The following is a 24,493-nucleotide window of genomic DNA, read 5'->3' as shown; positions in this document are numbered from 1 at the left end:
CGTCAGCAGCAGAGAAGCGAGATTATGCGGTACAGCGTGCAACTCGTCAACCCCTTCTTTTTCTCGTTTCGCTTACTGTTTTAACAGTGTTGCGTTGCGAGGGACAGAACTATAACCAAACGTCTGGCGTTTTGCAAGGGAATAATTCGCCATCACGACTGCGCAAGCGATCCAGGCCGACCACAGGGTGTGCGTAAGGAAGTGGGCGCCGCGCAGTTGCTGGATAATTCCGACGCCCAAGGCGAATGCCATCATCAGTGCGCCGACACCCAGGGCCTTGCGTGGCTGCTCCGGCCACCAGAAGGCCGCTATGGCGATCAGCCACAGCGCGCTGGACGCGTGTCCGCCAGGCAGGCAGTGGCCTGCGTCGATCCCGGCCGGCATCCATTCGAGCAAGCGTATATATGGAGCGTGGCTGCCGTAACGTTCCAGGTCCCAAGGGCAATGCGACGTGCTGGCACGCTTCAGGAGGCTGACCACCACCGGCACGCTGATGGCCGACATGGCAAGTACCCGCATCCCTAGGCGCCGCGCGGGCGCCCAGTCCAGGTGCGGCCGCCAGACGTCCCGCAAGGCCAGCACCACTGCGGCGCCGCCCAGGCATGACAGGACGGCTTTGAGGATCACATGGTTGAATTGTTCGGCAAACCAGGCGTGCTGCAAAGGGAACACGCCGCGAGCCCGATCGAAGGTCATATCGGCCAGGCGCAGGTCAATATCCGTGAACTGGCCGATCCACAGGATCAGGGTTGCCGACGCGGCCAGCGCCAGCAATCCCCGGGAATTCTTAAGCATCATCAATACACGCATGGAACATATCTAACTTGGGGTTGTAAACCGCGGTACTCACATTCAGCATGCCGAGCGTGGAATGGAATACGTTATCGTGCGAGAACTGCTGGCTGCTACGTGCAGCGAGGCAGCTTCGGTCAACATGGAAGCGCTGGCTGAAGCTATCCGACATCCACAGCATCATTGGCACCTTGCGCTGCTCTTCCGGCGAGAAGATATACGGCGCCCCGTGCAGGTACATATTCTTCTCGCCCAGCGACTCGCCATGGTCGGAGAAATACAGCATGGAGGCCGGCACGCCGGTCTCTTTCAGCACCTTGATGGTCTTATCAAGGAAATAATCGGTGTACAGGATGGTGTTGTCGTAGGCCGCGGTGATCTGCTCGCGCGAGCACTGCTCCAGTTCATTGGTCTGGCATACCGGGCCAAACTTCTTGAATTCGTCCGGATAGCGCTTCCAATAAGCCGGGCCGTGGCTGCCCTTCTGGTGCAGCACGATCACCAGGTCCTTTTTGGCGTTGCGGATCAGGTCCGGCAAGCCTTCAAGCAGGCGTTCGTCGAAGCACTCTTCCGAATTGCACAGCGGGTTACCGGCGACCGGCTTGGACAAGTCTTCGTAGCGCACGCGGGCGCACACGCCCTTGCAGCCGGAATTATTGTCGCGCCAGATCACTTCCAATCCGGCATGCTGCAGCACATCCAGCAAGCCTTCCTTGCTGCGCGCCTTATCTTCCGAATAACCTTCTCGCGTGAGGTCGGAGAACACGCATGGCACCGAGACCGCGGTGGCAGTGCCGCAAGAGCTGACATTATTGAAGTTGACCAGCGACGGCACTTGCGCCAGGCGCGGGTTGGTTTCGCGCTCATAGCCGTTCAGCGAGAAATTCATGGCACGGGCGGTCTCCCCGACCACGATGACGGTCACACTGCGCTGGCTGTTGCCGGCTGCCGCCCACAAGCTGCCCCTGGCGGCATCCGTGCCGAGAGGCGCGATCACCGTGGCAGTCGCCCATTTACGTTTGAGGTAGCTGTTCGTAGCCTGAAATACGTTGGTAGGCGTCAGCATGAAACGCAGTTCGCGATGCTCACGAATGGCCGGCGCCAGGGTTTTGAACAACACGAACAACAGGCCAGTGGCAAGCAGCAGCGAGCCGGCCACCAGGCCGGTATTGACCAGCACTTCGCGGCGCAGCGGCGCATAGCGCACCGGCAGGCGCCAGACCAGCCAGGACGGGATTACGCCAAGCAGCAATATGGATTGCACCAGCTTCCAGCTAAACAGCTCGCCCGCTTCGTGCACATCGGTCTCCACCACGTTCTGCACCATGGAAGCATCCACCACGATGCCGTACTGGGACATGAAATAGGCCGTCAGGGAGGACAGCAGCAACAGCGCAATTACCACAGGCTTGAACAGGCGGCGGAAGTTCACCAGCGCCAGCACCCCGCTGAACAACAGGACCAGCATCAGCGCGGAACCCAGGTAGAGCAGCAGGTTGGAGGCCTGGAACCCGCCTGTGGCCGACACAAAGCTCTTCCAGAAACTGATGTTATAGATCAGGACCAGGAAGGAAGCAGTGGCAAGCGGAAGGTAGGCGGAGCGAATGCGAGGAAATTTCATCCTCGCACGATACTTTGCGTCTGGTAAAGGCTATGTAAAGACGGCGTTAAGATTGCGTTAAATCGGCTGGGAAGCTGATATGGAAGCGGGTGCCGCCGCCCTCCCGTTGCTGAACGTGCAACTCGGCGCCGAGGTAGCTGCAAATGCGCTGCACCAGCCCCAGGCCGAGACCTGTGCCCGACGAGGCGCCATCGCCGTCCGGGCCGGATTCGCCGCGCAGGCGCGCCATGGCCGCCGCCGGCAAGCCGGGGCCGGTGTCTTCCACGACGATAGAGCGCTGTTCCAGGCGCAGCACGACTTCGCCCCGCTCCGTGTAGGCGCAAGCGTTGCGCAGCAGGTTGCCGATCGCTGCCTGCAGCAGTTCGCGCGAGCCATGTACGGTGAAGTCGGCGCCTTCCAGGTAGCGCAGGGCGACAGGCTTGCCAGCCACCAGCGCCTGGCAGCGGGCCGCTTCGTACTGCGCCAGCTCGGCCACCGACTGCGGCGGCGCCTCCAGGCCTTGCGGCGAGCGAGCCAGGCGCAGCAGCACGCTCGCCACATCGCTGGCTTCGCGCGCGGCGCGGTATATCCGTTCGGCCGGCGCCTGCAGCCCGGGTTCGCCTTCAGTATTCGCAATCAATACTTCCGCAGCACCGCTGATCACGGTCAGCGGCGTGCGCAATTCGTGGCTGACGTCACCGGTGAAGAAACGCTCGCGGTCAAGGAATTGTTTGAGTTCACCTGTGCGGCCGGTAAAAGCGCGCGCCAGCACGCCCAGTTCATCGTCACGTTCCAGGCAAGGCAGTTGGTCCTGGCGCTCTTCGACTGCCCGCGACAGCAAGGTAATCGGCGTGACAATGCGGTTGGCGAGGAAACGCGCCAGCAGCAGCGAGCAGGCAACGAAAGCAAGAAAACCCGCAGCAAACATCGAATACACGACGATCTCGATTTTTTCATATTCGCTATCGTGGTCCACTACGACGAATTCGCCATGCCCATCGTTTCCGGCCAATACATGCAGGTCGGTTCCGTCGACGGTAATTTCACGCACCCCATGCGGCAGTCCGCGCAGCGAACGGGGGATGTCGGCGCCATGATGGAATGACAAGCCGGCCGGCATCTGGACTGGCATGCCGCCGGTATGGCGCGGCGCGGCCCACAACGCGACTTCCTCCAGGCGTTCGTCAACCAGCTTTTCCTCGATGCCTTCCACTGCCAGGGCGGCAATAATGGCAAACACCGCGGAAACCGCGATCGCAAAAGTCATATAGGCGCCGATGATGCGCCGGCGCAGCGAATCAGTTTTCTTCATCTGTGTTCACCAGCTTGTAGCCGATGCCCGGGATGGTGCGCAGCATGGCAAAAGGATAAGGTTTGTCCAATGCCTGGCGCAGCGCATGGATATGGGTACGCAACGCATCGCTGTCGGGGCGCTCATCGCCCCACACGTCGTGCTCCAGCGCGTCGCGCGTCACAACGCGCGGTGCTTCCTTCATCAGGCTCTTGAGGATGGTGTAGCCGGTGCGGGTCAGTGCCAAGGGACGGCCGGCGCGGCGCGCTTCGTAATTGACAGTGTCGAATGTCAGATCGCCGAACTGCAATACCGGTGTTGCGGCCTGGGCGCCGCGCGCGCGCCGCACCAGGGCGCGCAGCCGGATCTCGAGTTCCACCAGGGAGAACGGCTTGACCAGGTAGTCGTCGGCACCGCTCTCGAAGCCGGCAACCTTGTCTTCCAGCGTGTCGCGCGCAGTCAGCATCAAAACCGGCGTGGCCTTCCCGAGTTCGCCGCGCAGCTTGCGGCACAGCTCCATGCCATTCAGGCCGGGCAGCATGACGTCGAGCACGACGGCATCGTATTCATGCTCGGTAGCCAGCGCCAATCCACCGTATCCATTGGCTGCCGTATCCAGTACATATCCTTTGGGCTCAAGGAAGCCGTACAGGTTGGCGACAATATCCTTATTGTCTTCAATGATAAGTATGCGCATACCGGCATTATAATTCCGCGATGACTATCCCACACATCACCCCGCTCAAAGACGAAGCCCTCGCGTCCCAACTGGATCGCGCCATCAATAACAAGACCAAGCCGCAGGGCAGCCTTGGGGCGCTGGAGGGATTGGCGCACAAGGTCGGCATGATCCAGCAGACCACCTGCCCGCAGGTGCGCGAGCCTGCCATCCTGGTGTTCGCAGGCGACCACGGAGTGATGGCGGAAGGCATTTCCGCCTTCCCGCAGGACGTAACCTGGCAGATGGTGGAGAACTTCCTGGCCGGCGGCGCCGCCATCAATGTCTTCGCGCGCCAGAATGGCTGCTCGCTGAAGGTGGTGGATGCGGGCGTCAAACATGATTTCGGGCCGCGCGAAGGCCTGGTCAACCGCAAGATCGCTCCCGGCACCGCCAATTTCGCACAGCAGCCGGCCATGTCGGTGCAGCAGTGCATGGAAGCGATCGAATGCGGCATGGACCTGGTAGCCGAATTGCCGGGCAATGTGCTGGGCTTCGGCGAGATGGGGATCGGCAATACCACCGCCGCAGCAGCGCTGATGCACCGCCTGACCGGCATTCCGGTGGCGGATTGCGTCGGCGCCGGCACCGGCCTGGCGCCGGAAGGCGTGCTGCACAAGCAACGCGTGATCGAAGCGGCCATGGCCCGGCACGCGGATGCGCAGGGCGGCCTGCAGGCTTTGGCGACTTTCGGCGGCCTGGAGATCGCGATGATGGCCGGCGCCATGCTGAAGGCCGCCGAACGCCGCATGGTACTCCTGATTGACGGCTTCATCGTCACCAGCGCCCTGCTGGTGGCCTCCCGCGTGCAGCCGGCAATCCTGGATTACTGCGTCTTCTCGCACTGCTCCGACGAGAATGGCCATAAGCGCATGCTGGACTTCCTTGGCGGCCGCGCGCTGCTGGACCTGGGCCTGCGCCTGGGCGAAGGCACCGGCGCCGCGCTGGCCGTGCCGCTGCTGCACGCTGCCGTCAACTTCCTGAACCAGATGGCGACTTTCGAGTCGGCCCAGGTCAGCGAGAAGTCCGAGTAATCGCCCATGCAGCAGCTGCGCCTGTTCTTCATTGCACTGCAATTCTTCACGCGCCTGCCTATTCCGCGCTGGGTCGGTTTCGAGCCGGACTGGCTGCATCATGCCTCGCGCTACTTCCCTGCTGTAGGGCTGGTGGTGGCGGCGATTGCGGGGGGCGTCTACGCGGCGGCCGCATTCGTGCTGCCGCCGGCGGTTGCCGTGCTGCTGTCTACCGCTGCCGCCATTTATGCCACCGGCGCTTTCCACGAGGACGGGTTTGCCGATAGCTGCGACGGCCTTGGCGGCGGCCACACGCGCGAGCGCGTTCTGGAAATCATGAAGGATTCGCGCATCGGTGCCTATGGCGCCATCGGCATCGGCCTGATGCTGGCGACCAAGGTGGCGACGCTGGCCAGCATGCCGAAGCTGGCGGTGCTGGGCGCGCTGCTGGCGGCGCACCCGCTGTCGCGCCTCATGGCCTGCTCCCTGATCTGGCGCATGGAGTATGCGCGGGCCGAGGGCAAGGCCAAGCCGCTGGCGCAGGAGATGCGCAACGGCGAATTTGCCATCGCAGCGCTGACCGCAGCCCTCCCGGCCGCGGGTGCCGTGGCCCTGGGCTGGCTGTCGCCTGCCGCACTGGGCGCCGGCTTGGCCGGCATGCTGCTGGCAACGTTTTGGCTGGCACGCAAATTCCAGCGGCGCCTGGGCGGCTATACCGGCGACTGCCTCGGCGCCGTCCAGCAATTGACGGAAGCCGTGTTCAACCTCGGCGTGCTGGCCTGCGTGTGGAACTGATCCTTATCCGCCACCCCCAGCCCGACGTCGCATCCGGCGTGTGCTACGGCAGCAGCGACATCCCGGCGGCGGCGGACGCCCTCGCCGCCGGCTACGCCGCGCTGGCACCGCAACTGGCCGATGTCCTGGCGCGGGGCTATCGCCTGTATTCAAGTCCCCTGCAACGCTGCACTGCCCTGGCCTCCCTGCTGGGCGCCTTCGCGCCCGACGCACGCCTGATGGAAATGAATTTCGGCACTTGGGAACTGCGCAGCTGGCCCGACATCGCACGCGCCGAGGTCGATGCCTGGGCCGCCGACCTGCTCGGCTACCGCCCCGGCGGCGGCGAAACCGTGCGCGAAGTGGCCGGCCGGGTGCAATCCTTCCTCGACGCGCTACAGCACGACGCCATCGTGGTCTGCCACGCCGGCACCATCCGCTTGATGGCTGCCATCGCCGCCGGCGAGCCCCTGCAACAGGCGGCCGCCAAGCCAAACCACATCAAGTATTGCGAGATCCTTCGCTTGTCCTGGCCCGCCAAGCCCGTATAATGGCGGGGTTTTGGTGCCCGCAATCGAATTCTCGAATGCAGTTAAACGGGAAACACGGCGCTGTCCCTGACAGCCAACGTGTGCTGCCCCCGCAACGGTAAGCAAGTGCCGCCTTCAATGTGCGGCAGCGACCTCCCGGCCACTGTGCGAAAGCATGGGAAGGCCAGGCCGCCAGACTTGCCAGCCCGGATACCGGCCAGACCAGGTGGGAACGCGCCCTGCGCCCGTTCCTGTTCATGCCGGCTTACGGGGACGTGGGCCGGCGGCCCGTTAAGAAAGTTGTCATGTCTTTTCCCGTCACACGGCAAGCGGCCCTCGCGTCGCTGGCACTGGCCGTTGCCGCACCTGCCGTCCAGGCACAAACCCAGGTTCCGGTATTGAATTCCGTGCTGGTCACCGCCACCCGCACGCCGCAGGCAGCGCGCGACATCATCAGCGACACGCTGGCCATCGGCGCCGAAGAAATCGCGCGCAGCGGCGCCGGCTCCATCACTGAATTGCTGCAGCGCCAGCGCGGCATCGAAGTTACCCGCAATGGCGGCCCCGGCACCAACGCCAGCGTTTTCCTGCGCGGCTCCAACGGCAACCAGGTCATCGTACTGGTCGACGGCGTGCGCATCGGGTCCGCCAGCAGCGGCGCGGCGGCATGGAACGCGATTCCGCTGGGCGCGGTGGACCATATCGAGGTCGTCTACGGCCCGCTGAGCACCTTGTACGGTGCCGACGCTATCGGCGGCGTGGTGCAGATCTTCACCAGGAAAGGCCAGGGCAGCCTGGCGCTGGATGCCAGCGTGTTGGCAGGTACTTACGGTACGCGTTCCGGCAGCGCTGGTATTTCCGGCAGCGCCGGCGCCTTCAATTACGCGCTCAGCGCGGGCAAGGAACGCTCCCACGGCTTCTCCGCGACTCTGCCGGCAAGCACCAGCTACAACAAGGACGACGACGGCTACGAGCGCAAACACGCCAATGGGCAGCTGGCATGGCAGGTCGCGCGCGGCCACGAACTGGGCGCTCTGTTCCTGCATAGCGACCAGGAAGCGGGCTTCGACAGCGGCAGCAAGGTACGCGCATGGAGCACGCAAAAGATTGACACAGTCGCGGTTTATTCGCGCAATCGCCTGAGCGACGTGTGGCAGATGACGACGCAAGCTGCGCAATCGCGCGACAAGTCCGGCAGCTTCACCGCCAGCGCCAGCCAGATCGACACCAGGCAGGCCCAATACAGCTGGCAGAACGATATTGCGCTGGGATCCGATAGCCTGCAGCTGCTGGCCGAACATCGCAAGGAAGAAATCGAATCCAATACCGCAGCCCTGGTACGCGAGCGCAGTACCACTTCCTGGGCTGCCAGCTACAACATGAAGCGCGGCGAGCATCTGCTGGCCGCAGCCGCCCGCAATGACGACAGCTCTCAGTATGGTTCAAAGCGCACCGGCTCGCTGGGCTACGGCTACCGCTTCACGCCAGGGCTGCGCGTCAACGCCAGCTATGGCAGCAGCTTCCGGGCGCCGACCTTCAATGAGCTGTACTACCCAGGCTACGGCTTGCCGGCCAATCGTCCGGAACAGGGTCGCAACCGCGAGATCGGCATCCACTTCGAGCAGGGCGGCACCGCACTGGGTGCTGTCGCCTATCGCAACAAGCTGACCGACCTGCTGGTAAACACCACGCCTTGCCCACGGCCCGGCTTCCGCAACGGCTGCGCCTACAACGTCAACCAGGCCACGCTGGAAGGCATTTCGCTGTCGGCACGCCAGCAACTGGGCAACAGCTTCACGCTGTCCGCCAGCGCAGACCTGCAAAATCCGCAAGACGACGGCAGCGGCAAGCTGCTGGTGCGCCGCGCCAGGCGCCACGGCAATGTGGCGCTGGAATATACTGCGGGCAACCTGAATACCGGCGCCGAATGGCAGGTGTCCAGCTATCGCTTCGACGACGCGGCCAACCGCAACCGCCTGGGCGGCTATGGTTTGCTGAACCTGTATGCGGCCTGGGAATTCGACCGTTCCTGGACCGCCACCCTGCGCTTGAACAACGTGGCCGACAAACACCATGAACTGGCGCGCAACTACGCCACCGCCGGTTCCGCCGTGTATGCCGGCCTGCGCTACAGCTACAAATAAATGAGATAAGCTGCCCGTTATGCATCCTCTTTCCGCCAACCTGCGCCTGCGCGCCGTTACCGTCATCATCCTGCTGCTGCTGTTATCGCTGGCCAGCCTGGTGGCTGCCGGCATGATCGGATCGGTCAGTATTCCGCTGGCCGACATGCCTGGGGCGCTGAAGGAATTCATCAGCGGCCAGCCTGCCTCCTTGCCCGGCCATTTGCTTGGCCTGCGCGCCGAACGGGCCGCTACGGCTTTCGTCACCGGCGCTTCGCTGTCGCTGGCTGGCGTGATGATGCAGGCCTTGCTGCGTAACCCGCTGGCCGACCCTTATGTACTGGGCATTTCGTCGGGCGCCTCGGTCGGCGCCCTGGCGGCGTTATTGTTCATGTGCGCAGCGTGGATGGTGGATGCCGCCTCCTTCGCCGGCGCGGTCGTGGTATCGATGATGCTGTACTTCCTGGCGCGGCGCGACCTGCGCGGCGGCACCGCGGCGGAAGGCGGGACGGCCCTGCTGCTGTTGACCGGAGTGATCCTGTCTTCCGGCTGCATCGCCGTGGTCACCCTGATGCTGTCGATCGCCCCGGAAAGCCGCCTGCGCACCATGGTGTTCTGGCTGATCGGCGACCTGTCCGGCTCCCCGATCCGCTGGCTGCCGTGGATCGTACTGGCCGGTGGGCTGGCGTTTTCCTTGCGCGTAGCGCGTTCGCTGAACGTGATGGCGCTGCATGCCGAAGCGGCAGCCACGCTGGGCATCCGCGTCGGGGCCCTGCGCAAGGGCCTGTTCTTCTGTTCCGGCCTGTTGACCGCCAGCGCCGTCACCACAGCCGGCAGCATCGGCTTTGTCGGCCTGATCGTGCCGCACGCCTGCCGTTTCGCCCTGGGCCCGGACCACCGCTTGCTGGTGCCGAGCGCCGCCTTGATAGGCGGCGCCTACCTGGTGCTGGCCGACACCGTCGCACGCACCATCATCGCGCCGCAGCAGCTGCCGGCAGGCGTAGTGACCGCGCTGGTCGGCACACCGGTCTTCCTGTACCAATTGCACCGGCTGAGGAAATAAGATGATCGGCACCCATCAACTGCGCCTTGCCATGGGCAAGCGCATCCTGGTCGATAAGCTGGACTGGCAGGTCGGCGATGGCGAATGCTGGAGCGTGATCGGCCGCAACGGCGCCGGCAAAAGCACCTTGCTGCGCACCCTGGCCGGCCTGCGCCAGCCGGAAGCAGGCTATGTCAGCATCGACCGCCGCGCGCTGGGCGAATGGCCGCTGCAGGAACTGGCGCTCAAGCGCGCTTTCCTGGCGCAGGCGCGCAGCGATGCTTTCTCATACTCGGTGATCGAAACCGTGCTGTCGGCACGCCATCCCTACCACGATAACCGGTATTGGGAAAACAGCGACGACCATCATGCCGCGATTGCAGCACTGGCCGCGATGGAAGTCGATCACCTGGCAGCGCGCGACGTGCGCACGCTGTCCGGCGGCGAGCGCCAGCGCGTGGCAATCGCCGCCATGCTGGCGCAGGATACCCCCCTGCTGCTGCTGGATGAGCCTGCCAATGCGCTCGACCTGGCGCACCAGGTCAGCGTGATGTCGCTGCTGTCCAAGCTATGCCGCGAACAGCGCAAGACCGTGGTAATTGTCGGCCATGACCTGACGCTGGCGCACAGCGTTTCTTCGCACGCACTGCTGCTGATGGGCGACGGGCGCTGGCTGGCCGGGCCGGTCGCAGAGGTCATGCAGCCGCCTGTCCTGAGCGAATACCTCGACCATCCAATCGAAATCGTTCGCCACGGCGAGCGTACCATCTTCATTCCCGGGAGCCCCCAATGAGCGACATCAACGACCGCCACCGCGACCGCATGGAGCGCAAGAAGGCCATCATCGACGCCAAGATCGCGGCAGCCGACAAGAATATCGGCGTCCTGATCGTCAATACCGGCAATGGCAAGGGCAAGAGTTCGAGCGGCTTCGGCATGGCGATGCGCGCCATGGGGCATGGCATGAAGGTAGGCGTGGTGCAGTTCATCAAGGGCGCCATGTCGACCGGCGAGGAGCAGTTCCTGCGCCGCTTCCCGGAAGAATGCAGCTTCCACGCCATGGGCGAGGGCTATACCTGGGAGACCCAGAACCGCGAGCGTGATGTCGAGAAGGCGCAGCAGGCCTGGGAGCAGGCGCGCGCCTTCCTGCGCGATCCGTCCTACGGCATGGTGGTGCTGGATGAACTGAACATCGCCCTCAAGTACCGCTACCTGGACGTGCACGAAGTGATTGCCGATTTGCTGGACCGGCCAGAAATGCAGCACGCCGTGGTCACCGGCCGCGCCGCGCCGCAGGAGCTGATCGACGTGGCGGATACCGTGACTGAAATGACCGTGGTCAAACACGCTTTCAAGGCCGGCATCGCGGCGCAGCCGGGCACCGAATGGTAGCCCGCGCCGTCCTGATTGCCGCCGCGGCTTCCGGGCAAGGCAAGACCACCGTCACAGCGGCGCTGGCGCGCAAGCTGGTCCGCGCAGGCCGCCGCGTGCGGGTCTTCAAATGCGGCCCGGATTTCATCGACCCGATGGTGCTGGCGCGGGCATGCGGTTCCCCGGTCGAATCGCTTGACCTGTGGATGGTCGGCGCTGAACGCTGCCGCGCCTTGCTGGCCGCAGCGGCTGCGCAGGCCGACGCGATCCTGGTGGAAGGCGTGATGGGCTTGTATGACGGCACGCCCTCCGCGGCCGACCTGTCGCGCGAATTCGGCCTGCCGGTACTGGCGGTGATCGATGCGGGCGCCATGGCGCAAACGGCCGGGGCGCTGGTGCACGGCTTGCGGGACTATGGGCCGGTTGCCATGGCTGGCGTGGTGGCGAACCGCATTGCCAGTGCGGGGCACGCGGCCATGGTGGCATCCTCGCTGCGCGACATTCCCCTGCTGGGCACCATGCCGAAGCAGGCGGCCTCGCTGCCCGAGCGCCACCTGGGTCTGGTATTGCCGGACGAAGTCGCAGGCCTCGATGACTTGCTCGACACGCTGGCTGACCAGTTGACGCTTGACCTTGCGGTATGGGACGCGTTGCCGGCAGCGCGCATAGCGCCCGGCGCCAATGACGCTCCGGCCGTGCGGCTGCTCGACGGTGCGCGCATCGCCGTCGCGCGCGATGCGGCCTTCATGTTCCTCTACCCTGCCAACCTGTCGACGCTGGAAGCGCTGGGGGCGCAGCTTGACTACTTTTCCCCGCTGGCCGACGAGCCGGTGCCACCCCAGGCCACGGCCGTCTACCTGCCGGGCGGCTACCCTGAACTGCACGGTGCCGGGCTGTCCGCAGGCCGGCGCTGGCAAACCTCGCTGCGCGCCGCGCATGCCGACGGCTTGCCGATCGTGGCCGAATGCGGCGGCATGATGGCCCTTGCCGAATCGCTGCAGGACAAGGAGGGCAATGACTGGCCTATGGCCGGCCTGTTGCCCGGCAAGGTCGCCATGCAAGCCCGGCTTGCCGGCCTGGGTGCGCAGGCCATGCCTACGGCGCAGGGCCCGTTGCGCGGCCATACCTTCCACTATTCCCGCCTGGAAACCGGGGTGCCGCCTGCCGCGACAACGCAAAAACACCCCAGCGGTGCCGCAGGCGAAGCAGTCTACCGCATAGGATCGCTGCAGGCCTCCTACTTCCACGCCTACTTCCCATCCAATCCAGCCGCTGTGGCAGCCATGTTTTCGCGGAGCGCAGCATGAGCCGCACCCTGGTCTTCGGTGGTGCGCGCTCCGGCAAGAGCGCCCATGCCGAACGCATTGCTGCGGCTTCCGGCAAGGAGGTGGTCTACATCGCCACCGCTGCCGCGGGCGACGCTGAAATGACGGCCCGCATCGCCCAGCATCGCGCACAGCGCCCGCAGCAATGGCACACCGTGGAAGAACCGGTCGCCCTTGCCGCAGTCCTGGCCGAATGGCGCGCGCCGCACCGCCTGCTGCTGGTCGATTGCCTGACGCTGTGGCTGTCCAACCTGATGTTCTGCGACGGCACGCGGTACCCGGAGGTCGGCACGATCGAGCTGCCGGCGCGCTTCCACGAGCAGCGCGCTGCCTTGCTGGACGAGCTGGCAGTCGAACGCGGCGACGTGGTGCTGGTATCGAATGAAGTCGGCATGGGCATCGTGCCTTGGGGAGCTGTCTCGCGCAGCTATGCCGACGAGGCTGGACGCCTGAACCAGTCGGTTGCAGCTGCCTGCGACCGGGTCGCCTTTGTCGCGGCCGGCCTGCCGCTGATGCTGAAAGACACGTGATGCTGCTGGCAGGCCTGGACTGGACCATATTCGCAGGCGCGCTGCTGGCTGGAGTGCTGCTCGACGCCTTGCTCGGCGAAGTGTCGCGCTTCCATCCGCTGGTGGGCTTCGGCCGCCTGGCCAGCGCCATCGAAAAACGCTTGAATCCGCGCGCCGCCAAGCCGGCTGCGCCCTTCGCCCGCTTTATCCGCGGTGCGCTGGCCTGGGCGCTTGCCGTGCTGCCGCTCACCATGCTCGCAGCCTGGCTCTGCGCCCAGTCCCTGCCGCCTGCGGCACAAACGGCCCTGCACGCGATACTCCTCTACTTCTGCCTCGGCCTGTGCAGCCTGCGCGACCACATGCTCCCCATCTGGCTTGCACTGCAGGCCGGCGATCTGGCAGCCGCACGTGCCCTGACTGCGCGCATCGTCAGCCGCGACACCGGGCATGCCACAGAATCCGACCTCGCCAAAGCAGCTACTGAGTCAATGCTGGAAAATGGCAACGACGCAGTCTTCGGAACCTTGTTCTGGTTCGCCATCGCCGGCGGCCCCGGCGCCCTGATGTTCCGCCTGGCGAACACGCTTGATGCCATGTGGGGCTACCGCACCGAACGCTTCAACCTGTTCGGCCGCAGCGCCGCCCGCATTGACGACGCACTGAACTACCTGCCGGCACGCCTGACAGCAATCAGCTACGCCCTGCTGGCACCGGGTGCAGGCGGTACGCGCCGCGCACTGGCCTGCTGGCGCAGGCAAGCCCCGGCCTGGAGCAGTCCCAATGCGGGCCCGGTCATGTCCACCGGCGCCGGCGCGCTCGGCCTGCAACTGGGCGGTGCCGCAAGCTACGGCGGCGAAATCGAACAACGGCCGCCGCTGGGCCAGGGCGACGAGGCGTCAGCCGCCGACATCCCCCGCGCCTGGCACCTGGTGCGCAATACGACCGGGCTATGGCTGGCCATATTGCTGGCCATCTCCTACGGAGTACATCATGCTTGAACACGGCGGCAAACTGCGCGAGGCAGCGCAACGCTACGGCCGCAACGACTGGCTCGACTTGTCGACCGGCCTGAATCCCAATGGCTACCCAGCGCCAGCTCTGGCCATCGATGCCTGGCACCGCCTGCCCGAACACGACCCGGCCCTGCTGGAAGCTGCGCAGCGCTACTACGGTGCGCCGCGCATGCTGGCAGTAGCCGGCACGCAAGCGGCAATCCAGGCCCTGCCCCGCCTGCGGCCGCCATCGCGCGTGGCAGTCGCCAGCCCGAGCTACGCCGAACACCTGCACCATTGGTCGCAGCATGGCCACCACACCAGCGCCGTTCCCTACAGCGAACTTGGCGCCGCAGTCTCCACTGCCGACGTAGTGGTGGTCTGCAACCCGAACAATCCCACCGGTGCGGTCGTGCCGCGCGAAACACTGCTGCAGTGGGCCGAAGTGCTGCGGGCACGCGGCGGCTGGCTGATAATCGACGAAGCCTTTGCCGACACCGACGGCGCCCAAAGCCTCGCCGGCTCCACGCAGGTTCCTGGCCTGATCGTGCTACGCTCAGTCGGCAAGTTCTTCGGCCTGGCCGGCGTGCGCCTCGGCTTCGTCGCCGCAAGCGGGGATATCCTGGCGCCGCTGGCGGATATGCTGGGCCCCTGGGCCGTCAGTGGACCGGCTCAGCAAGTGGCGCGCGCTGCGCTCGTGGACAGCGCCTGGCAGCACGCTACGCAAGAAGCACTGCACGCGGCCGGTACCCGCCTGCGCCAGCTGCTGGCCGGTCACGGCATCGCCAGCAATGGCACGGCACTGTTCCAATGGTGGCCGGAAGCGCGTGCCGAAGAATTTCACGACCACATGGCGCGCCGCGGCATCTGGGTACGCCTGTTCCGCGAAGCGGCGCGCGGCATCCGCCTCGGGCTGCCTGCTGACGAAGCAGGCTGGCATCGCCTTGAACTGGCATTGAATGAATGGACCAACCGATGAAACGATACCTGCTGCTTTTCGCGCTGTGCGCCTCCCAATTCCCTGCGCACGCCGCCATCACCGTCAATGACGACGACGGCAAACCGGTCACCCTGCAAAAGCCTGCAGAGCGTGTAGTCGCACTGGCGCCGCACGTCACGGAGCTGCTTTTCGCAGCCGGCGGTGCCAGGAAGATCGTGGGGGCGGTCAGCTACAGCGACTATCCGGAAGCCGCCAAACAGGTTCCACGCGTCGGCGACAATCGCCAGGTCGACATGGAGCGCCTGCTGGCAATGAAGCCGGACCTGCTGGTCGTCTGGCGCCATGGCACCTCCGAGCGCCAGATCGATCAACTGCGCGAGCTCGGTATCCCTATTTTCCACAGTGAGCCGAAGAAGCTGGACCAGATTGCCGACAACCTGGAAAAGATGGGCAAGCTGCTCGGCACCGAGCCCGCCGCCAACGCCGCCGCCAGGGAATTGCGCCAGAAACTGGCCGCCCTGCGCACGCAATATGCCGCGCGCCCGCCGGTGCGCACCTTCTACCAGGTATGGGACAAGCCGCTCTACACGCTGAACGGTGAGCACATCGTCAGCGACGCGCTGAAAGTATGCGGCGGCCAGAACATCTTCGCCGACCAGAAAGTGACAGCGCCAGTAGTCAGTGTCGAGGCCGTACTGGAAGCCGATCCCGAAGCAGTCTTCGCCACGGCGGAAAAAGACTACGGTGGCGTCAACCTTTGGCGGCCCTTCAAGACATTCAAAGCGACGCGCCAGGACAACCTGTTCACGATCGACGGCAGCCTGCTCAATCGCGCCGGCCCGCGCATGATCGCCGGCACCGCCGTACTGTGCGAAAAGCTGGAAGAAGCCCGCAAGCACCGCCCCGCAAAATGAACTTCCCTTACCGCACCCTGATGGTCCAGGGCACCACGTCCGACGCTGGCAAGAGCACCATCGTCGCCGCCCTGTGCCGCCTGCTCAAGCAGCGCGGCGTGCGCGTCGCGCCCTTCAAGCCGCAGAACATGGCGCTCAACAGCGCGGTCACCATCGACGGTGGCGAAATCGGGCGCGCCCAGGCGCTGCAGGCGATAGCCGCCGGCATCCCGTCGCATACCGACATGAACCCGGTGCTGCTCAAGCCAAGCAGCGACATCGGTGCCCAGGTCATCATCCACGGCAAGGTGCGCGGCGACATGAATGCGCGCGACTACCACCAATACAAGACCATCGCCATGGCGGCCGTGCTGGAATCCCACCAGCGCCTGCTGGCGCAATACGAAACGGTGGTGGTGGAAGGCGCCGGCAGCCCAGCCGAAATCAACCTGCGCGACCGCGACATCGCCAATATGGGCTTTGCGGAAGCGGTGGACTGCCCCGTCATCCTGTGCGCGGATATCGACCGCGGCGGCGTCTTCGCCCATATTGTCGGCACCCTGTCCTGCCTGTCCCAAAGCGAGCGCAATCGCATCATCGGCTTCGTCATCAACCGCTTCCGCGGCGACATCAAGCTGCTGGAACCTGGACTGGACTGGCTGGAGCAGCAGACCGGCAAGCCGGTACTGGCCGTGCTGCCCTACCTGCACGGCCTCTACCTCGATGCCGAAGACGCGGTGCAGGCGGTGCAGGCCGAACGCGGAGCCTTCCGCGTGGTGGTGCCAAGCCTGCCGCGCATGAGCAACCATACCGATTTCGATGCGCTGCGCGCCCATCCCGGCGTGGACTTGCGCTTTGTGCGCAAAGGCGAAGCGATCCCGCCGGCCGACCTGCTCATCCTCCCCGGCAGCAAGAACACGCGCGACGACCTGGCCGCGCTGAAAGAAGGCGGCTGGCCGCAGGCGATTGCGCGCCACCTGCGCTACGGGGGCAAGGTGATCGGGATCTGCGGCGGCTTCCAGATGCTGGGTACGCAGGTGGTGGATCCGCACGGCGTGGAAGGCCGGGCCGGCAGCGAAGAAGGCCTGGGCCTGCTGGACCTGCAGACAGCGCTCACGCGCGACAAACGCCTGGCGCAAGTCAGCGGCCGATGCGCTTTCGACGATGCACCCGTCAGCGGCTATGAGATCCACATGGGCGTCTCGACCGGTTCCGCCCTGGCGCAACCGGCCTTCTTCATCGACGGCCGGCCGGAGGGCGCCATCTCCGCCGATGGCCAGGTGCTCGGCAGCTACCTGCATGGCCTGTTCGACCACCCGCAAGCCGGCCGCGCCTTGCTGCACTGGGCCGGCCTGGCGACGCAGCAAACCGTCGACACCAATGCCTTGCGCGAAGCTAGCCTGGACACGCTCGCCGCCGCCTGCGAACCATTGATGGAAGCGCTGCTCAAGCCAATGTAGGCATTGCTTTATTTGCAAACACTTTCAGGATTGGCTACCATCGTCCTGGTGAGTAACCGCATTTCAAGTCAAGGCACGCACTACAGTGAAGCTGATTCGGAAAAGCAGCCTGGTTCGCAGGCAAAAAGACGCCACCATCCATTGCGAGATCGAGCTATGCGAGGTGGCAGGCTCCGTGGGAGGCTCACCGGTCCGCTACCTGGTCAACCTGCGCCAGGGCCGCACCGGCGAAGAATGGCGCGAAAGCACGCGCACACCACAGCCGGTCGACTGGCAAGCCGCGGAAACCCTCTTCGAACTGGCGCTGATCGAGCGCGCCGCGCAAGGATTCAGCGATCCGGCATCCGCCCCGGAACCTGCCGTGCCGCAAAGCGCGGCAAATGCCCCGGCTCCGGCACAAACCCCATCCGATCCCGCTGCCGTCGCGCTGCTGCAGCAACTGCAGGCCGGGAACTGGAAAAACCTGGACCAGCACCACCGCAACCGTATCATCTGGCGCATTGGCGAGCGCCGCCTGCGTGGCGCCGTTCCCACCATGGTCGACCTGATCGCACGCGGCGACGCCATGCAGGACTACTGCCTGGCCTGGGCCATCGGCCGCTGCGGCGACACCGGTGCCGCCATCGCCATGCAGGAGCTGCACGCGCGCGGCCGCACCGATGCCGTGCGCCGCATTGCCCTGCAAGCCTGGCTGATGCTGGCTGATGGTGGCGCGCGACAGGCACACGCTTCCCGCCTGCTGGCCGACTGGCCGGCCGCCCTGCGCAGCGCCTGGGACCAGCAGGACGAAGAAAAACTGCTGTCGATCGCTAACGGCGACGACGATTGGCAAGGCTTGTCGAAATCGGACTGGCTGGAGCAGCTGCATCAGGTAGCCCTCAGCCAGCCGCTGGCGCGCCGCATCCTGCGTATCCACCTGAAGCGGATGCGCTTGCGCGCCGGGACCTTCCGCGCCGTACGCCACATCTACAAAGCTGCGGAAATGGCCGGCGATGCCGAGCTGTTTGGCCTGCTCCAGCAGCGCTTTGACACCGATACCCATACCAGCAGCAGCCAGTGGGTCTACGTGCGCCGCGCCTACACCAAGTATGCGGAGGAAGCGTCGCGCCCGGACAGCAAGGTGGCTTACGGCGTACGCACCCGCGACTACCTGCGCCGGCGCGGCTGGCGCACCCTGCGCAGCCTGGCGCAGGACCGCGACCCGGGCTACATCCAGATCGCGCTCGGCATGCTGGCCGCGATGGACGACAGCGACGCCGGCCAGCCGAGTTCGCGCGGCGGCCGGTACTACGACAGCTATAGCCATTGGATGGTCTTCAACCGCATGCTGCGCGCACGCGGCCATTGGCTCAGCAACCGCCCTGGCACCAGCTGGTACCAGCTCCACCCTATCCAGCCCGATGACAGGCGCCAGGAAGCATTCCCCGAACTGTGGGACGCGCAGCCGCAGGCCCTGCTTGCGCTGATGCAGCAAAGCCGCTGCGGCGGTGTGCATGAATTCGCGGCGCGCGCGATGGCCGACAACCAGGCCTTCTGCGCAGCGCTGGAAATGAACGTGATCCGCGAGCTGCTGCGCAGCCCCTACCTGTCGACGGCGCGCTTTGCCTTCCAGACAGCGCGCCGACGCTTCGAGCCGGGCATTCCGCCGACCGAATGGCTGCTATTGCTGATCCAGTGCACCCTGCCGGAAGCGACCCAGTACGCACTGGACTGCATCGTGCGCGACCCGCTGCACTACGCTGCCGATCCGCTGCTGGTCGCAGCCGTCGCCTGCGCGCCGCTGGAGGCGGTACGCCGCCAGGGCCGCATGCTGTGCCAGGTCGCAGCCACCTTGCCGGGCCAGGCGCCGGCTATCGTCATGCAGCTGCTGGACTGGCTGGACAACTGCGCCGATATCGACGATGCGCGTAATACGGTGCCGGAAATCGGCGCCGACCTGCATTGGCTGATCGAGAATTCGCTGCGAGATGCCGCTGCCGGCGCGCCCTATGAACGCCTGCTGCAGCTGCTTGGCCATGCGCTGGCTGCAGTGCGCCTGCTGGCCTGCCAGTGGCTGATACTGCATCCGGCACCCACCGGCATGCTGCCCGGTTCCAAGCTGGCCATGCTTCTGAAGGATGAAGACGCCGAAGTGCGCGGTGCCGCCGTGCGCCTGTTCGGCATGCTGCCGGACCAGGTACTGGCCGCGCAATCGGACCTGATCATCGCCTTCGCCACCAGCGCGGAGGCTAGCGTAAGGCGTGGCGTCGATCCGGTCGTCCAGCGCCTGAGCTCCGCCGATGCCGGCTTCCGCCATACTTTGCTGGAAGGGCTGCTCGACGCCTTGTTCCGCAGCGAAACCGGCGAGGGCATGCACGCCGACCTGGTGGCCTGGGTAACCGGGCCGTTGAAGGACGAAGCACAATTGGCCGATACCGCATTGCTGGTGCGCCTGCTGGCAGCACGCAGCAAGGGCGCCCTGCTTCTCGGCTCGCGCTTGCTGCCCCGCTTCAGCAGCGGGCAGTTCGACGTCGCGGCTTGGGCATCCTTCGGCCGCAACCCGATAGCCAGCGTCCGGCAATGGGCATTCGAGGCTTACCGCTCCGACCCGCAGCGCGTGCGGGGCCAGATGGAAGCAGCATTGCGCATCTTCGACAGCCGCTTCGACGACAGCCGCGAGTTCGCCACGGCCTTCTTTACCGATTCCTGCACACGCGACGACTGGACGCCGCTGCTGCTGGTGAACCTGTGCGATCACCAGGATCCGGCCGCGCAACGTTTCGGCCGCGCCATGATCACAAGGCATTTCGATGACGGCGACGTGACCGAGCTGCTGGATAAACTGAGCCAGCACCCTTCCGCCAATATGCAGCTCTTCGTCAGCTCCTGGCTGGAAAGCGCCTGCGCCGGCGACGTGCTCAAGCTGCAGCGCATGGAACCCTACTTCCTCAACGTCCTGTCGCAAGTGAACCGCGGCCGCGTCGTAAAAGGCAGGGTGCAAGCCTTCCTGCGCGCGCAGGCAGAACTCTCGGAAGACATCGCCGGCTTTGTCGCCAGGATATTTGCGCGCCAGGTGCTCACCGTCGCCATCGCCGATAAGTCGCAATACATCGAAGGCCTGCGCGCCATCCAGCAGCGTTATCCGGAACTGCCGGCAGCCATCACGATCCACACGCCGGCGGCCATCGCCGGCCGGGGAAGCAAGACATGAGATTCCAGTACCGCTACTACGGCGAGACTTACGTCAGCAACAGCGCGGCATCGACCGATATGCGCTTCGTGCCGGACACCCTGCGCGCCCCGACCTACTTCGTCGCCGACATCAACAAGCACATCCCCTTCCGCGAGGCGATCTCCGCGCTGCACGACGTGGTGATTGCCGACCAGCGCTACCAGCCAAAAGACAAGACAGCCTACAAGGAATGGGCAGCGCAAAACGAAAGCATGATGCTGGCGCAGTTCCAGGCCCGCGGCAGCGAGCTGAAAGAACAGTTGCAGCCGCTGCAAACCGAACTGCGCGCACTGCGCGAGCGCAAGTCGAAGCTGATGAAGCCCTTCTACGAGGCACAGTCCAGGTATTACAACTACCTGTACCAGACCAACCGTGAACTGTGGATCGCGCTAGACCCGGTGATCACCGTGCATCCGGACCGCGTATTCTTCGAGTGCTTCAGCCGCGACGAATCGAGCTACGCCTCGCTCAGTTGCAGCCACAACGTGTTCGACCATATCGGCGACTTCGCTTGCGGCACCACCAATATCGACTACTCGGAAAGCCTGTACGGCGAATTCCAGAAGATCCGCGACTACAAAAGTACCAGGCTGTCGATCGACCCGAGCGGCTTCCAGGTCAAGACCGCAGACGATCCCGAGTTCATCGAAGAGAAGATTGATGTGCCGGACACCTGGGTACGCGGCTTCCTGCAGGTAAGCAGCGCGATGAACATGGTTGCGCGCCGGCTGGACCTGCATCCGATGGACGTGCACAACTTCTGCCTGCAGATGCGGCGCAAGAAAGAACGCGTCGGCCCGCGCTCGATCCGTTTCGTGCTGGCGCCGGGAGAACCGGTGCGCGCACTGTTCGAACCGTGGAATGAAGAAGTGGTCTGCCGCCGCTCCATTTATCGCGGCAACGTGGCGGAAGAAGTTCGCGTCTGGGGCCGCCGCCGCCTGATGCTGCTTGAACGCCTGATACCGGTCGCCCAAAGCTTCACGGTGCACTTGATGGGCAGCGGCCTGCCCAGCTTCTGGATCGCCAATCTGCCCGACATGCAGTTCACGCTTGGCCTCTCCGGCTGGACCGCCAACGACTGGTCGCACGCCGGCCAGTTCGACTTGCTGGCGCCGCGCGGCGAGATCGACAACGACAGCAAGGAAAAGGTTTTCAAAGCGCTGGGCAAGCGCTGGTTCGCCACCAGCGCCCAACTGTCCCTCGACACCGGTCTCGATCGCATGATGGTGGAACGCGCGCTGACGCTGTACACGCAAGCCGGCCGCGTGGTCTACGACCTGGTGAATGAAGTCTACCGCCTGCGGGAACTGGCGCGCGACCCGCTGCCGCTGGATACGCTGCGCTTCGCCAGTCCCGAGGAAGAGGAGGCCTGGAAGCTGGTCGCACTGCACGCGATGAGCAACCATTCAGTCGAAGCGGTGGCCGACGGCGGCATCCGCCTGAGTGCACAAGCCAGACAAGGCGATCGCCAGTACCAGGTCATGCTGCGGCTCGATGCCGACGAACGCATCGTCGATGGCGCCTGCCAGTGCAACTTCTTCACATTCAACCGCATGCACAAAGGTCCTTGCGCGCACATGCTCGCGCTGCGCATGTCGCGGCAGCAGGCGGCTTGAGGATGACGATTGATATGAAAAAAGCAAATGAACTGATATACTCGATTCAGCAAACACGGCGGGATGGCTCTTGCAACCCGAACGGCGGATCGCCGTTCTCGTATTCAGCTCTTCCCATGCGCCACTGGCACGCTCTTCACAGTGCCATACTGACACCGGTGCCGCAAGACGGTGTGACTGCCCTGCAGTCCATTCGCGGCACCGGTGTCGTATGGCATCGAGTGGAGCGCTCCAGTCTTAAAGGCTCTTCGATGACAATCCCGCCGTGCTTGCATCTTTCGCGCTCGCCTCGCAAGGAGGCCGTGCAATGAGCGCCACCGAATCCAAGCCAGTCACGACCCGCGCCGAATTGATGGAACGCCTGCGTAACAGCTCGCGCCAGGAAGTCGTGCTGGGTGAGATGCAGCGCCTTGGCTTCTGGCCCGCCAATACCGGCCAGCCCAGCGAGCTGGAAGAAGTCGTCAAACGCGAGGCCGAACTCAGTAGCGCGCTGAATCGCCTTGGGCAGGAACTACGCACCATCCAGGACCCGGAACAGGCACTCAAGGCCATGCGCAAGGAGCGCCTGGCCAAAGCCCGGCAACGCCGCGAGGAAACGCGCCAAAAGCGCGCGCGCGAACGCTTTGAACGTGCGACGGCCTGGCACCAGCGCCAGTCGACCGAGCTGCTTTACCTGGGCGCAGGCGTTTCCGCCGGCTTGAACCAGGCAGAAAGCAATGCCGAAAAGCTGGCGCGCTGGTCGCTGCCGACGCTGAACAACGCGAGCGAACTTGCGACCGCCATGGGCATTACCCTGCCCGAGCTGCGCTTCCTGAGTTTCGAGCGACGCGTATCGCGCATCAGCCATTACCGCCGTTTCGCCATGCCCAAGAAAACCGGCGGCGAACGGATCATCTCTGCGCCGATGCCGCGCGTGAAACGCCTGCAGTACTGGGTGCTGGACAACATCCTTGGCAAGGTGCCACTGCACGATGCTGCGCACGGTTTCATCCCGGGCCGCTCCATCGTCAGCAACGCCCAGCCCCACGTGGGCAAGGCGGTGGTGATCAACCTCGACCTGAAGAATTTCTTCCCTTCGATCAGCCTGCCGCGCATCAAAGGCGTGTTCCGGGAGCTTGGCTATAGCGAACAACTGGCAACTACGCTTGGACTGATTTGCACGGAAACGCCAGTTGAAGAAGTCAGCGTGGACGGCGAAAGATTCTTCGTCGCGATCGGCGAGCGCGCACTGCCGCAAGGTGCGCCAAGCAGTCCGGCATTGACCAACATCCTGTGCCGCCGCCTCGACGCGCGCGTGCAAAGCTGCGCCGCCAAGCTGGGCTTCGCCTATACCCGCTATGCCGATGACCTGACCTTCTCCGGCGATGCCGCCGCGCGCAAGCTTGCAGGCAAGTTGCTATGGCGCGTCAAACAGATCATTGCCGACGAGGGCTTTACGCCCCACCCTGAAAAACAGCATGTCATGAGGGATGCGCAATGCCAGAGCGTCACCGGCATCGTGGTCAACAAGAAGCTGTCCCTTGACCGCGACACCTTGCGCCGCTTCCGTGCCACTTTATTTCAGGTCGAGAAGGACGGGCCAGCCGGCAAGCAGTGGAACGGCAATGAAAACGTCATCGATGCGCTGGAAGGCTACGCTCAGTTCATCAGGATGGTCGATGGCGCGAAGGGGGGACCGTTGCTGCAGCAGGTACGCGCAGTACGCGCGAAATGGCTGGCACTGGCCCCCGCTGCCGGCACGCCAGCCGCGCGCCGCAGCAGCGGTTTCCGCGCCTTGTCGGCGCAAGGAAAGGAGCCATGGGCCGGATTCTGGCAAGCCGCGGCAGCGCCGGCGCCCGAGCTGGAAAAAACACAGCAACAACTGACGCAGGAAAAAACCGCGGCCAGGAAAAAGGTAGTTACGCCGACGAGCGGCCCTTCGCGGCCGACTGCAAGGCCGGCTGCAGAGGCGCCGGCAGCGGCGCGCGGTGGCCGCGGGACGTTCACCGGGCGCCCTTGGGTAGCCATCATCATCCAGGTCTACTTCGCCATCACCTTGTGCCTGAACTTCCACACGCCATTGCCGTTTGTCGTCGCAGTAATGCTGGCCGTACCAGCCTGGAAGAACTACAACGCAAAGTGGCTGCGCTACTTCGGCGCCATGTTCATAGCGGTGCTGGTCGGCGCCTTATTGCGATAAGCACAGGGGCGAAAACAAAAGCAAAAAGCCCGCTGGCACATGCCTAGCGGGCTTTTCTAATAAGAGCCTGACGATAACCTACTTTCACACTGGTTGCAGCACTATCATCGGCGC

The 24,493-nt window shown here is 64.7% G+C and carries 20 protein-coding genes and 1 riboswitch; of the genes, 16 read left to right on the top strand and 4 right to left on the bottom strand.

Features of this window, described 5'->3' with window-relative positions; all coding sequences use genetic code 11:
* Nucleotides 1-72: 72 nt before the first annotated feature.
* The 4 genes from ASD07_RS15365 to ASD07_RS15350 are packed head-to-tail and all read right to left on the bottom strand — an operon-like array spanning nt 73 to nt 4,380.
* On the bottom strand, nt 73-798 hold the full coding sequence (locus ASD07_RS15365; protein WP_229207161.1) for a phosphatase PAP2 family protein: 726 nt from the start codon (nt 796-798) through the stop codon (nt 73-75).
* Nucleotides 788-2,413: a phosphoethanolamine transferase gene (locus tag ASD07_RS15360; protein WP_055931950.1), complete on the bottom strand. Its 1,626-nt coding sequence runs from the start codon at nt 2,411-2,413 to the stop codon at nt 788-790. The genes ASD07_RS15365 and ASD07_RS15360 overlap by 11 nt, the downstream gene beginning before the upstream one ends.
* Before the next feature lie 46 nt (nt 2,414-2,459).
* A complete protein-coding gene (locus tag ASD07_RS15355) occupies nt 2,460-3,704 on the bottom strand; it encodes a HAMP domain-containing sensor histidine kinase (RefSeq protein ID WP_055931947.1) in 1,245 nt (414 codons plus the stop codon).
* Complete coding sequence (locus ASD07_RS15350; RefSeq protein ID WP_055931945.1) at nt 3,691-4,380, bottom strand: response regulator transcription factor; 690 nt, start codon at nt 4,378-4,380, stop codon at nt 3,691-3,693. Before ASD07_RS15350 ends, ASD07_RS15355 begins: the two co-directional genes overlap by 14 nt.
* A gap of 20 nt (nt 4,381-4,400) precedes the next feature.
* Between ASD07_RS15350 and cobT the strand changes: the two genes are divergently transcribed.
* The 16 genes from cobT to ASD07_RS15270 all read left to right on the top strand — a co-directional run bounded on the left by cobT (nt 4,401) and on the right by ASD07_RS15270 (nt 24,379).
* Complete coding sequence (cobT, locus tag ASD07_RS15345) at nt 4,401-5,435, top strand: nicotinate-nucleotide--dimethylbenzimidazole phosphoribosyltransferase (protein WP_055931942.1); 1,035 nt, start codon at nt 4,401-4,403, stop codon at nt 5,433-5,435.
* A 6-nt stretch (nt 5,436-5,441) separates the two neighbouring features.
* Nucleotides 5,442-6,209 (top strand): adenosylcobinamide-GDP ribazoletransferase, encoded by a 768-nt coding sequence (locus ASD07_RS15340; RefSeq protein ID WP_055931939.1) that lies wholly within the window; start codon nt 5,442-5,444, stop codon nt 6,207-6,209.
* A complete protein-coding gene (locus ASD07_RS15335) occupies nt 6,200-6,739 on the top strand; it encodes a histidine phosphatase family protein (RefSeq protein ID WP_055931936.1) in 540 nt (179 codons plus the stop codon). Before ASD07_RS15340 ends, ASD07_RS15335 begins: the two co-directional genes overlap by 10 nt.
* Nucleotides 6,734-6,955, top strand: a riboswitch (cobalamin riboswitch). Its footprint overlaps the gene before it by 6 nt.
* A 68-nt stretch (nt 6,956-7,023) precedes the next feature.
* Complete coding sequence (locus ASD07_RS15330) at nt 7,024-8,862, top strand: TonB-dependent receptor domain-containing protein (protein WP_055931934.1); 1,839 nt, start codon at nt 7,024-7,026, stop codon at nt 8,860-8,862.
* Nucleotides 8,863-8,881: 19 nt separating this feature from the next.
* Nucleotides 8,882-9,904, top strand: a complete 1,023-nt coding sequence (locus ASD07_RS15325; RefSeq protein ID WP_055931931.1) for an iron ABC transporter permease — start codon at nt 8,882-8,884, stop codon at nt 9,902-9,904.
* A gap of 1 nt (nt 9,905) precedes the next feature.
* On the top strand, nt 9,906-10,676 hold the full coding sequence (locus tag ASD07_RS15320; RefSeq protein WP_055931930.1) for an ABC transporter ATP-binding protein: 771 nt from the start codon (nt 9,906-9,908) through the stop codon (nt 10,674-10,676).
* Entirely contained in the window at nt 10,673-11,275 is a 603-nt protein-coding gene (cobO, locus tag ASD07_RS15315) for a cob(I)yrinic acid a,c-diamide adenosyltransferase (RefSeq protein ID WP_055931927.1), read from the top strand. The genes ASD07_RS15320 and cobO overlap by 4 nt, the downstream gene beginning before the upstream one ends.
* Nucleotides 11,269-12,561: a cobyrinate a,c-diamide synthase gene (locus tag ASD07_RS15310; RefSeq protein ID WP_055931923.1), complete on the top strand. Its 1,293-nt coding sequence runs from the start codon at nt 11,269-11,271 to the stop codon at nt 12,559-12,561. Before cobO ends, ASD07_RS15310 begins: the two co-directional genes overlap by 7 nt.
* Entirely contained in the window at nt 12,558-13,109 is a 552-nt protein-coding gene (gene cobU, locus ASD07_RS15305) for a bifunctional adenosylcobinamide kinase/adenosylcobinamide-phosphate guanylyltransferase (protein ID WP_055931920.1), read from the top strand. The genes ASD07_RS15310 and cobU overlap by 4 nt, the downstream gene beginning before the upstream one ends.
* Before the next feature lie 2 nt (nt 13,110-13,111).
* Nucleotides 13,112-14,086 (top strand): adenosylcobinamide-phosphate synthase CbiB, encoded by a 975-nt coding sequence (gene cbiB / locus ASD07_RS15300; RefSeq protein WP_055931959.1) that lies wholly within the window; start codon nt 13,112-13,114, stop codon nt 14,084-14,086.
* On the top strand, nt 14,079-15,059 hold the full coding sequence (gene cobD / locus ASD07_RS15295) for a threonine-phosphate decarboxylase CobD (RefSeq protein WP_055931917.1): 981 nt from the start codon (nt 14,079-14,081) through the stop codon (nt 15,057-15,059). The genes cbiB and cobD overlap by 8 nt, the downstream gene beginning before the upstream one ends.
* Nucleotides 15,056-15,934 (top strand): cobalamin-binding protein, encoded by an 879-nt coding sequence (locus ASD07_RS15290; protein WP_055931956.1) that lies wholly within the window; start codon nt 15,056-15,058, stop codon nt 15,932-15,934. The genes cobD and ASD07_RS15290 overlap by 4 nt, the downstream gene beginning before the upstream one ends.
* Nucleotides 15,931-17,373 (top strand): cobyric acid synthase, encoded by a 1,443-nt coding sequence (locus ASD07_RS15285; RefSeq protein WP_055931914.1) that lies wholly within the window; start codon nt 15,931-15,933, stop codon nt 17,371-17,373. The genes ASD07_RS15290 and ASD07_RS15285 overlap by 4 nt, the downstream gene beginning before the upstream one ends.
* Before the next feature lie 85 nt (nt 17,374-17,458).
* Nucleotides 17,459-20,563 carry a hypothetical protein gene (locus ASD07_RS15280; protein WP_055931911.1) on the top strand — a complete coding sequence of 1,035 codons (3,105 nt, stop codon included), beginning with the start codon at nt 17,459-17,461 and terminating at the stop codon, nt 20,561-20,563.
* Nucleotides 20,560-22,200: an SWIM zinc finger family protein gene (locus ASD07_RS15275; protein ID WP_055931908.1), complete on the top strand. Its 1,641-nt coding sequence runs from the start codon at nt 20,560-20,562 to the stop codon at nt 22,198-22,200. The genes ASD07_RS15280 and ASD07_RS15275 overlap by 4 nt, the downstream gene beginning before the upstream one ends.
* Nucleotides 22,201-22,507: 307 nt before the next feature.
* Complete coding sequence (locus ASD07_RS15270) at nt 22,508-24,379, top strand: reverse transcriptase family protein (RefSeq protein ID WP_055931906.1); 1,872 nt, start codon at nt 22,508-22,510, stop codon at nt 24,377-24,379.
* Nucleotides 24,380-24,493: the final 114 nt, after the last annotated feature.

The sequence above is a fragment of the Duganella sp. Root336D2 genome, from assembly GCF_001425005.1.
GTDB lineage: Bacteria > Pseudomonadota > Gammaproteobacteria > Burkholderiales > Burkholderiaceae_D > Rugamonas.
Note: the sequence above shows the minus strand (reverse complement) of the source record. Positions and strands in the feature narration are given on the sequence as shown.